The following is an 8,790-nucleotide window of genomic DNA, read 5'->3' as shown; positions in this document are numbered from 1 at the left end:
GGCGGCGTCGGCATCGCCACCAGCATCGTCAACTACCTGGTCTATTGCACATTGCTCTTCGCGCTGCCCGCCCTGCCGCCCCTTGTCGCGCTCGCCTTTGCCTCTGTCGTTGCCATGTCGCTGTCCTTCCTCGGTTACTCCAGGCTGGTCTTCGACCGCTGAGTCTCTGCACCAAGCAAGCACGATTGGCAGGAGCCTTCGACTTCCTTATATCGGCGGCAGAGTTCCCGGAGACCGAAGATGCCGCTGAAAATTGCCGTCCAGATGGACCATGTCTCCACCGTGTCGATAGCCGGCGACACCAGCTTCGCCCTTTCGCTGGAGGCGCAGCGGCGCGGCCACAAGCTGTTCCATTACACGCCCGACCGGTTGTCGATGCTGGGCGGCAAGGTGTTCGCCCGCGTCGAGGAAATGCAGCTGCGCGACGAGAAGGGCAACCACTTCTCGCTCGGCGAGAAGGTCCGCACCGACCTGTCGGAGATGGACGTGGTACTGCTGCGGCAAGACCCGCCCTTCGACATGAACTACATCACCACCACGCATATTTTGGAGCGCATCCACCCGAAGACGCTGGTGGTCAACGATCCGGCCTGGGTGCGCAACAGCCCGGAAAAGATATTCGTCACCGAATTCCCGGACCTGATGCCGGAGACGCTGATCACCAAGGATCCGACGGAGGTCGCCGCCTTCCGCAAGGAATTCGGCGACATCATCGTCAAGCCGCTCTACGGCAATGGCGGCGCCGGCATCTTCCACCTCAAGGAGGACGACCGCAACCTCGCCTCGCTGCTCGAGATGTTCGGCCAGCTGTCGCGCGAGCCCTATATCGTGCAGCGCTACCTCAAGGACGTGCGCAAGGGCGACAAGCGCATCATCCTGATCGACGGCGAGCCGGTCGGCGCCATCAACCGGGTGCCTGCCGACCACGATTCCCGCTCCAACATGCATGTCGGCGGCCGCGCCGAAAAGACCGAGCTGACGCAGCGCGAGCGCGAGATCTGCGCCCGCATCGGGCCTTCCCTCAAACAGCGTGGCTTCATCCTCGTCGGCATCGACGTGATCGGCGACTACATGACCGAGATCAACGTCACCTCGCCGACCGGCGTGCGCGAGGTGCAGCGCTTCGGCGGCGCCGATATCGCGGCGCTGTTCTGGGATTGCGTGGAGGACAAGCGGGGGTAATTCTCTGCACGATGCAGGCGGCGTTCCAGGCGTCGGGCTCGTCGATGTCGCCGGATGGGTAGCGGCGAAACCCGCGCATGGAATAGACGATGAGCTATCTGAGAGGCGAGATGCCGATATGCTGCCCATGACCGGGGACGCTCTGGTGCTCGATCAACCGCAGCAGGGCGTGGTTCCCTGTTTCCCTGGAATCGCAGTTTCATGATAATTGTTACCGCAAGCGACAATAATTTTGTGCCCGGACTTTTCTTATGCATTTTTTCCGCTTGGGTTCACAATCGCGAGGCGAAGTTCGTCGTCATCGACGCAGGAATAGAACCCGCGAGCGTGACCAAGCTTCGCCGTTTTTGCGAACGAAATCGAATTGACTGTCAGCTCGTCCAGGCAGACGCCAAGCGGATCTCCGATCTGCCGACACGAGGCAAGCTGCTGACCACTGCGGCATATGCCCGGATACTCATTCCGGAGATATTGCCCGATTGCGACAAGGCCATCTACATGGATGCGGATACGCTGGTGGTGTCCGATCTCGGTGATCTCTGGTCGGCGGATTTGGGCGACAATCTGGTCGCCGGCGTGATTGACGGTTTCGTCGAACAGGAGGAACTCGACGAGATCGAAATGTCCCGCAACGAATATATCAATTCCGGCGTTCTGACGATGAACCTAGCCGCCTGGCGCAGGGAAGGCATCGCGGACAGGATCTTCGCAACAGTTCGGGGGACTGCCAAGTCTCGATACCTCGACCAGACAGCCTTGAACCAGGTGGTGCGCGGACGCGTTCTTTTCCTGGGCAGGGAATGGAATTTCTTTTCGGACCGGTATTTGGAAATCGAACGGCGGCTTCCCAAGGTGATCTACTATGCCGGATCGGCCAAACCCTGGCGCTACAAGCGCGTGCCTTTCGCCGATGTTTTCAATTTCTACAGAACCCTGTCGGGACTGGATATTCCGGAGGGCACGCTGATTTTGAAATCCGCCCGCAGGCGCAAGATGATCCTTGGCCTTATCGGGCTGCGAAGAAAATACTGGTCCGCCGCCCTGGCAAATCACTACTATCGCCGTCGCTTTACCAAACCGCATCTACGAGGCCTGGGTAAGATGTTCTCGAAGGTCCCGTTGCCGCCGCAACATTCGACTGCTGCGCCGTAACGAGATGCGCAGTTGCCTGTGTTCTCGTAATGTTCTTGCCCAAAGCGAAAATCTGTGGTTGTCTGACCTGATCTCGTTCGCGGCCTGATCGCAGGGTGCGGGTGGGCTGATATCCGGGGTGCGAGAAAAACATGGTGGCGCGGGTTCGTACGGTGGCTTTTCAGGGCATCGAGGCCGTGCCGGTCGATGTCCAGGTGATGGTCGGGCCAGGCAAGGTCGGCATGCAGATTGTCGGCCTGCCGGACAAGGCGGTCGCCGAAAGCCGCGAGCGCGTCCAGGCGGCGCTGCATGCGTCAGGCCTGTCGATGCCGTCGAAGAAGGTGACGGTCAACCTCGCGCCGGCCGACCTGCCCAAGGAAGGCAGCCATTACGATCTGCCGATCGCGCTCGGCCTGATGGCGGCGCTTGGCGCCATTCCGGGCGACATGCTTGCCGGTTATGTGGTGCTCGGCGAATTGTCGCTCGACGGCACGACCGCGGCGGTTGCCGGCGCGCTGCCGGCGGCGATCGGCGCCAATGCCGAGGGCAAGGGCCTGATCTGCTCCCACGCCTGCGGGCCGGAAGCGGCCTGGGCCGGCAAGGATTTCGATATCCTGGCGCCGCGCAGCCTGATCGCCATCGCCAACCATTTCCGCGGCACGCAGGTGTTGTCGCGGCCCGAAGCCGGTATCCAGCTGGCGGTGCGCGACCTGCCGGATCTCGCCGACATCAAGGGCCAGGAAAGCGCCAAGCGGGCGCTGGAAGTGGCGGCCGCCGGTGGGCATAACCTCCTGATGGTCGGCCCGCCCGGCGCCGGCAAGTCGATGCTGGCGCAGCGCCTGCCGTCGATCCTGCCGCCGCTGGCGCCGAAGGAACTGCTCGAAGTCTCGATGATCGCCTCCGTCGCCGGCGAACTCGGCGAAGGCAAGCTCACCGACCGGCGGCCATTCCGCGCCCCGCATCATTCGGCCTCGATGGCGGCGATGGTCGGCGGCGGCCTGCGCGCGCGGCCGGGTGAGGTGTCGCTCGCCCATCACGGCGTTCTCTTTCTCGACGAATTCCCCGAATTCTCGCCGCAGACGCTGGATGCGCTGCGCCAGCCCTTGGAGACCGGCGACTGCGCGATCGCGCGCGCCAACCACCGCGTCACCTATCCGGCGCGCATCCAACTGGTCGCGGCGATGAACCCGTGCCGCTGCGGCATGTCGGGCGAGCCCGGCTATCGCTGCCTGCGCGGCGACCGCTGCCGCACCGAATACCAGGCGCGCATCTCCGGCCCGCTGCTCGACCGCATCGATTTGCGCATCGAGGTGCCGGCGGTTTCGGCCGCCGACCTGATCCGTCCGGACAAGGCCGAGAGCAGCGCCGTCGTCGCGCAGCGCGTGGCCCGCGCCCGCACCATGCAGCGCGAGCGGCTTGAGAAGCTGGGGGCGGCCGCCACCACCAACGCGCACTGCCCGCCCTCGATCGTCGAGCAGATCGCCAGGCCCGACGCGGCCGGGCTGACGCTGCTCAAGGACGCCAGCGAGAAACTCGGATTCTCCGCCCGCGCCTATCACCGCGTGCTGAAAGTCGCGCGCACGCTGGCCGACCTCGACGCCAGCGAGACAGTAGGCCGCATCCATCTCGCCGAAGCGATTTCCTATCGCATGAGCGCGGAACGGATGGCGCAGGCGGCTTAGTCGGAAAGCGTTCGAAGCTACGCCGAATCCGCCGAGACCAATCTCGTCTCAGTCGGTTGCAGGATCAGCTTGTTCAGCGTCGGCGTCAGGATCATGCCGAAGATCGATCCATCGCCATAGGCTCGCGCGGAAAGCATTGCGCCGTGCACGGTCGCCATGAAGGCCTCCGCCTCCATGCGCGGCGAAGCGGAAATCGTCAGCGTGCCTTGTTCGGCGCCGCGCTCGATAACGCCGGTCAGCCAACCCGAGAGAAACCGAAAATACGACCGCACTTCCGCAGCCACTTCCGGCGGCAGAACCGGAAGCTCGCTCGCCAGCAGCGCGCACACGCAGAACGGCCTGCTCGCGTCCTCGATGCATTGCGCCCAGAAGCCGGTATAGGTTCGAAGCAGCTCGGCCGGCTGTGGCACATTTCGCTCGAGCTCCGCCATGCCTGTGACCGCGTCCTCGAGGTAGCGCCTGACCAGGGTCCGCACGAGGTCGACCTTGCTGGGAAAATGATGGTGGATGCTGGCCTTGCGGATGCCGACCGCCTCGGCGATGTCCGCATAGCTGAAGCCGTTGTAGCCGCTGGCGACGATGAAGCGTCGCGCGGCGGCCAGGATGTCATCGGCGGTGTTCGAGGGCTTATCCATGGACATGCCTAACCTCCGGTGCAGAAAATCTCAACGCGCGGCCTGCGGCGACTTGCGAAGGATATCGCTCACGGAAAGCCACACGGCGGATACGAGGAAGTAGAAGGCGCCGAACGCCGCATAGGGCGCGACATTGGCAATGCCGATCGCCTCCGTGCCGCCCGCCATCTTGACGAAGAAGAGGCCGGCCAGCGCCGATTGGGCGCCGCTCAGGATCATCGCCCACTGCGCGCCGCTGGTTTTCCAGCGCCGCGCCGCGGTCAAGAGCTGAAAGGCGCCGGCGACGATGGCCCAGATGCCATAGACCGCAAGCACCGCGTTCATGCCGAGCGCAAGCGCGATGGCGATCGCAATCGCGGCAACGAGGCTGACGACGACGTTGAGCAGCTGCGATCTGTTGCGGCCGAGCCCGCCGGCGCGCCGGGCGTCGACATAGTTCGCCAGCGCGTCCCATGCCGGGTAGGCCACCAGCATGATTGCGGCGAGCGGCGGATTGCTTTTCGCGACGGTGAAAGCCAGGGCAACCCAGGCCGCCGATACGGCAAACCGCAGATAGTAGTAGCTTTTGAGCCAAGCGTTCGAAGAAGGGGCGAGGGTTTGGATGTTCATTTGCGCAGACATGATCGGGTCTCTCATTAAGGCTTTGCCTACCAACTAGTAGGTAGATTCTAGAACGTCAAGCCGTCGAAGGCCGATCGACGATCACCTCACCATCTCGTTTATGTGATCGGCAGCTCGCTTGTGCCCGCGCCGCGGCTGATCATAAAAGATGACCACTTTACACAAGTTTTCGGCTTGCCTTGACCGGTGGGCTTCAGGCGGGCGCGACCTTGGGGGGTCGCTCCGCAGCGCGGCTCGGAAAAATGTTGGTACCGTTCCTGATCATGTTTCGCGAGGGCGTCGAGGCGGCGCTCATCGTCGGCATTATCGCGAGCTACTTGAACCGCACCGGCCGCGGCGCCTGGATGCCGGTGGTGTGGATCGGCATTTTTCTCGCCTTGGCCTTCTCGCTCGGCGTCGGCGCGGTCCTGCAGCTTGCCGCGGTCGAATTCCCGCAGAAGGCGCAGGAGCTGTTCGAGGCGATTATCGGCCTGGTCGCCGTCTGCGTGCTGACCTCGATGGTGTTCTGGATGCGCAAGGCGGCGCGCTCGATCAAGGCCGAATTGCAGGATTCCATCGACGCCGCCTTCGCCACCCCCAGCCACAAGGGCTTTGGGCTGATCGCCATGGTCTTCTTCGCCGTTGCGCGCGAAGGCGTGGAGTCGGTGTTCTTCCTGCTCGCCGCCTTCCAGCAGGCCGGCGCCTATGCGCCGCTTGGCGCCTTGGCCGGCGTGGTGCTGGCCGGCTTCGTCGGCTATGGCGTCTATGCCGGCAGCGTGCGGCTCGATCTGAGGCGCTTCTTCCGCTGGACCGGCGCCTTCATCCTCATCGTCGCCGCCGGCCTCATCGCCAATTCGGTCAATGCGCTGCATGAGGCCGGCCTGTGGAACCATGGGCAGGCGGTGGTGTTCGACATCAGCGGCGTGCTACCGATGGACAGCCCGCTCGGCTCGGTGCTCTCCGGCATCCTCGGCTATATCGACGCGCCGACCGTCAGTGAGCTCGCCGTCTATCTCGGCTTCCTCGTGCCGTCGCTGTGGCTGTTCCTGGCGGACCGGACCGGCGCGCCGGCAAAGCCGGCGGAAAGGCCGGCGGCATGAGCGCGTCGACCCAACCACAGGCCTTGCCGCGCGGCGCCGTGCGCGCCGGCCTGGCCGCATCGCTGGCGCTGGTGGTCGCCGCGGCCGCCGCTTTTACCTATGCGACGCTCACCGTGCAGAAGAGCCGCCGCGATCAAGCTGCCTCGACCGTTGTGGCGATCACCGGCCAGGCCTGCGAGCCCAACGAGCTCACCGTTTCGGCCGGGCAAAACAGCTTCCGGATCACCAACCGTTCGGATCGCGCCGTCGAATGGGAAATCCTCGACGGCGTCATGGTGCTGGAGGAGCGCGAGAACATTGCGCCCGGTTTCACGCAGGAGCTCAGCGCCCGGCTCGAGCCCGGCGACTACGCCATAACCTGCGGCCTGCTTTCCAATCCGCGCGGCAGGCTGCATGTGCTCCCCGTCGCCAACGCCACACCCGTGGCGAGGCCGAACCTCACCGCCTTCATCGGCGCGCTGGCCGAATACAAGGTGTTCCTGGCGAGCGAGGCTGATGCCTTCGCCGATGCGGCCGGCGCTTTCGCCGGTGCGGTGAAATCCGGCGACCTGGCGGCCGCCAAAGCGGCCTATCTGCCGGCTGAGACGGCTTACGCCCATATGGCGGCAATCTCGCCGCTGTTTTCCGATCTCGATGCCGCGATCGACGCCCGCGCCGACGCCTTCGGCCGGCGCGAGGCCGATCCGGCCTTTGGCGGGCTGCATCGGCTCGAATACGGACTGTTCAGCCAGCGCAATCTCGACGGCCTTGCGCCGGTCGCCGACAGACTGGTTCGCGATGCAACTCAGCTCAAGGCGCGCATCCACGATCTGCGCATCATGCCCGAAAGCATGGCGGGCGGGGCGGCGGCGATCGTCGAGCGCGTCGCGGCCGCCGGCCCCGCTTTCGGCGACAGCCCCTATGCCCATGCCGACCTGTCATCCTTCGCCGCGACGATTGCCGGCGCGCGCAAGGTCTACGACCTGTTGCGGCCGGTGGCGGCCAAGCCCGAACCCGACATCGTTGCTGCGCTCGACAAGGATCTTGCCGGCCTCGACGCCATGATCGCCGCCCGCCGCGGTGAAGGCGCCGAGCGGCTTGACGATGCCGCCAAGGCCGATCTGGGCAAGAGGGCGACAACGCTCGCCGCCGATATTTCCCGACTGCGCGAAACCATGGACCTCAGCCAATGACGACCAAGTCTATCCTATCCAATGCAACGCGCCGCTCGATCCTGATCGGGGCGGTGGCCGGCGCGCTGGCGCCACAGGTCGCGACTGCCGCCTCTGGCGGCAGCGCTGGCGTGACCGATGCGCCGGAAAGCGACAGCGTCCACCAGCGCCAGCCCTTCTATGGCGAGCATCAGCCCGGCATCGTCACGCCACGGCCGGCCGCCGGCCTCGTCGCGTCGTTCGACGTCCTGGCGCAGAACCGCGCCGGGCTGGAGCGCCTGCTGAAGACGCTGACCGAACGAACCGCCTTCCTGATGCAGGGCGGCACGCCGCCTGCGCTCGACCCGAAATTCCCCGCCGCCGATTCCGGCATCCTCGGCCCGGTGGTGACGCCGGACAATCTGACCATCACCACCTCGCTCGGCGCCTCGCTGTTCGACGAGCGTTTTGGGCTTGCGCCGCAAAAGCCGAGGCGCCTGTCGCGCATGACGTCCTTCTCCAACGACGCGCTGGAGGATGAATTCTGCCATGGCGACCTGTTGCTGCAATTCTGCTCCAACACGCCCGACACCAACATCCACGCGCTGCGCGACATCGTGAAGAACACGCCGGATTCGCTGCTGCTGCGCTGGAAGCAGGAAGGCTCGGTGCCGGTGCGCCCGCCAAGCCCCGGCAAGCCGAAGGAAAGCGCGCGCAACTTCCTCGGTTTCCGCGACGGCTCGGCCAATCCGGATGCCGGCGATACGGATCTGATGAAGGAGATCGTCTGGGTGCAGCCGGGCGCCGGCGAGCCGGGCTGGGCGGCCGGCGGCTCCTATCAGGCGGTGCGGCTTATCAGAAATTTCGTCGAGCGCTGGGACCGCACGCCGCTGCAGGAGCAGCAGACCATCATCGGCCGCCTGAAGGCGAGCGGCGCGCCCTTCGGCGGCGCCACCGAGGCCGATGTTCCCAACTATCCCGGCGACCCGCAAGGCAAGACGACGCCGCTCGACGCGCATATCCGCCTGGCCAATCCGCGCACCGCCGAGGCCATGCAGCACCGTATCCTGCGCCGTCCGTTCAACTATTCGAACGGCGTCAGCAAGGCCAATCAGATGGATATGGGGCTGCTGTTCATCGCCTATCAGGCCGATCTCGAAAGCGGCTTCATCGCCGTCCAGACGCGCCTCAGCGGCGAGCCGCTGGAGGAATACATCAAACCTTTCGGCGGCGGCTATTTCTTCGCCCTGCCCGGCGTCAAGGACGAGAACGATTTTCTGGGGCGCGCGCTGCTCGAGGCGGCCGCGTCGTCCAGCACCCACAGCTGATT

Annotated in this window: 9 protein-coding genes; 7 read left to right on the top strand and 2 right to left on the bottom strand. The window is 65.0% G+C overall.

Going from position 1 to position 8,790, the window contains the following annotated elements; all coding sequences use genetic code 11:
• Window positions 1-12 precede the first annotated feature (12 nt).
• From FJ988_RS29625 to FJ988_RS29610, 4 genes are all read left to right on the top strand, one after another.
• The gene (locus tag FJ988_RS29625; RefSeq protein ID WP_281407764.1) at window positions 13-162 is read left to right on the top strand and encodes a hypothetical protein; all 150 of its coding nucleotides are present in this window, start codon (window positions 13-15) and stop codon (window positions 160-162) included.
• A gap of 78 nt (window positions 163-240) precedes the next feature.
• The gene (gshB, locus tag FJ988_RS29620; protein WP_140822740.1) at window positions 241-1,182 is read left to right on the top strand and encodes a glutathione synthase; all 942 of its coding nucleotides are present in this window, start codon (window positions 241-243) and stop codon (window positions 1,180-1,182) included.
• 201 nt (window positions 1,183-1,383) lie between these two features.
• Window positions 1,384-2,334, top strand: coding sequence for a glycosyltransferase family 8 protein (locus tag FJ988_RS29615; RefSeq protein WP_140822739.1), 951 nt, complete (start codon window positions 1,384-1,386; stop codon window positions 2,332-2,334).
• Window positions 2,335-2,465: 131 nt separating this feature from the next.
• The gene (locus FJ988_RS29610) at window positions 2,466-3,995 is read left to right on the top strand and encodes a YifB family Mg chelatase-like AAA ATPase (protein WP_140822737.1); all 1,530 of its coding nucleotides are present in this window, start codon (window positions 2,466-2,468) and stop codon (window positions 3,993-3,995) included.
• Between the two features lie 17 nt (window positions 3,996-4,012).
• Here FJ988_RS29610 and FJ988_RS29605 read toward each other — a convergent pair whose 3' ends face one another.
• Together FJ988_RS29605 and FJ988_RS29600 are read right to left on the bottom strand one after the other, a co-directional pair.
• Complete coding sequence (locus FJ988_RS29605; RefSeq protein ID WP_140822744.1) at window positions 4,013-4,630, bottom strand: TetR/AcrR family transcriptional regulator; 618 nt, start codon at window positions 4,628-4,630, stop codon at window positions 4,013-4,015.
• Between the two features lie 30 nt (window positions 4,631-4,660).
• A complete protein-coding gene (locus tag FJ988_RS29600) occupies window positions 4,661-5,251 on the bottom strand; it encodes a DUF308 domain-containing protein (RefSeq protein WP_140822735.1) in 591 nt (196 codons plus the stop codon).
• Window positions 5,252-5,493: 242 nt separating this feature from the next.
• On the opposite strand from FJ988_RS29600, the gene efeU reads away from it, so the two are divergent.
• From efeU to efeB, 3 genes are read left to right on the top strand one after another with little or no spacing between them, the layout of a single operon-like run.
• The gene (efeU, locus tag FJ988_RS29595; RefSeq protein ID WP_140822732.1) at window positions 5,494-6,330 is read left to right on the top strand and encodes an iron uptake transporter permease EfeU; all 837 of its coding nucleotides are present in this window, start codon (window positions 5,494-5,496) and stop codon (window positions 6,328-6,330) included.
• Complete coding sequence (gene efeO, locus FJ988_RS29590) at window positions 6,327-7,502, top strand: iron uptake system protein EfeO (RefSeq protein WP_140822730.1); 1,176 nt, start codon at window positions 6,327-6,329, stop codon at window positions 7,500-7,502. The genes efeU and efeO overlap by 4 nt, the downstream gene beginning before the upstream one ends.
• Window positions 7,499-8,788 carry an iron uptake transporter deferrochelatase/peroxidase subunit gene (efeB, locus tag FJ988_RS29585; RefSeq protein ID WP_140822728.1) on the top strand — a complete coding sequence of 430 codons (1,290 nt, stop codon included), beginning with the start codon at window positions 7,499-7,501 and terminating at the stop codon, window positions 8,786-8,788. Before efeO ends, efeB begins: the two co-directional genes overlap by 4 nt.
• The last annotated feature ends 2 nt before the right edge of the window (window positions 8,789-8,790 follow it).

The organism is Mesorhizobium sp. CU3, from assembly GCF_006442965.1.
Taxonomy (GTDB): Bacteria; Pseudomonadota; Alphaproteobacteria; order Rhizobiales; family Rhizobiaceae; genus Mesorhizobium.
Note: the sequence above shows the minus strand (reverse complement) of the source record. Positions and strands in the feature narration are given on the sequence as shown.

Coding starts and splice junctions, on each gene's coding strand:
- gshB (WP_140822740.1), top strand. CDS start 241: ATGCCGCTGAAAATTGCCGTCCAGATGGACCATGTCTCCACCGTGTCG.
- FJ988_RS29600 (WP_140822735.1), bottom strand. CDS start 5,251: ATGTCTGCGCAAATGAACATCCAAACCCTCGCCCCTTCTTCGAACGCT.
- FJ988_RS29610 (WP_140822737.1), top strand. CDS start 2,466: ATGGTGGCGCGGGTTCGTACGGTGGCTTTTCAGGGCATCGAGGCCGTG.
- efeO (WP_140822730.1), top strand. CDS start 6,327: ATGAGCGCGTCGACCCAACCACAGGCCTTGCCGCGCGGCGCCGTGCGC.
- FJ988_RS29615 (WP_140822739.1), top strand. CDS start 1,384: ATGATAATTGTTACCGCAAGCGACAATAATTTTGTGCCCGGACTTTTC.
- efeB (WP_140822728.1), top strand. CDS start 7,499: ATGACGACCAAGTCTATCCTATCCAATGCAACGCGCCGCTCGATCCTG.
- efeU (WP_140822732.1), top strand. CDS start 5,494: ATGTTGGTACCGTTCCTGATCATGTTTCGCGAGGGCGTCGAGGCGGCG.
- FJ988_RS29605 (WP_140822744.1), bottom strand. CDS start 4,630: ATGGATAAGCCCTCGAACACCGCCGATGACATCCTGGCCGCCGCGCGA.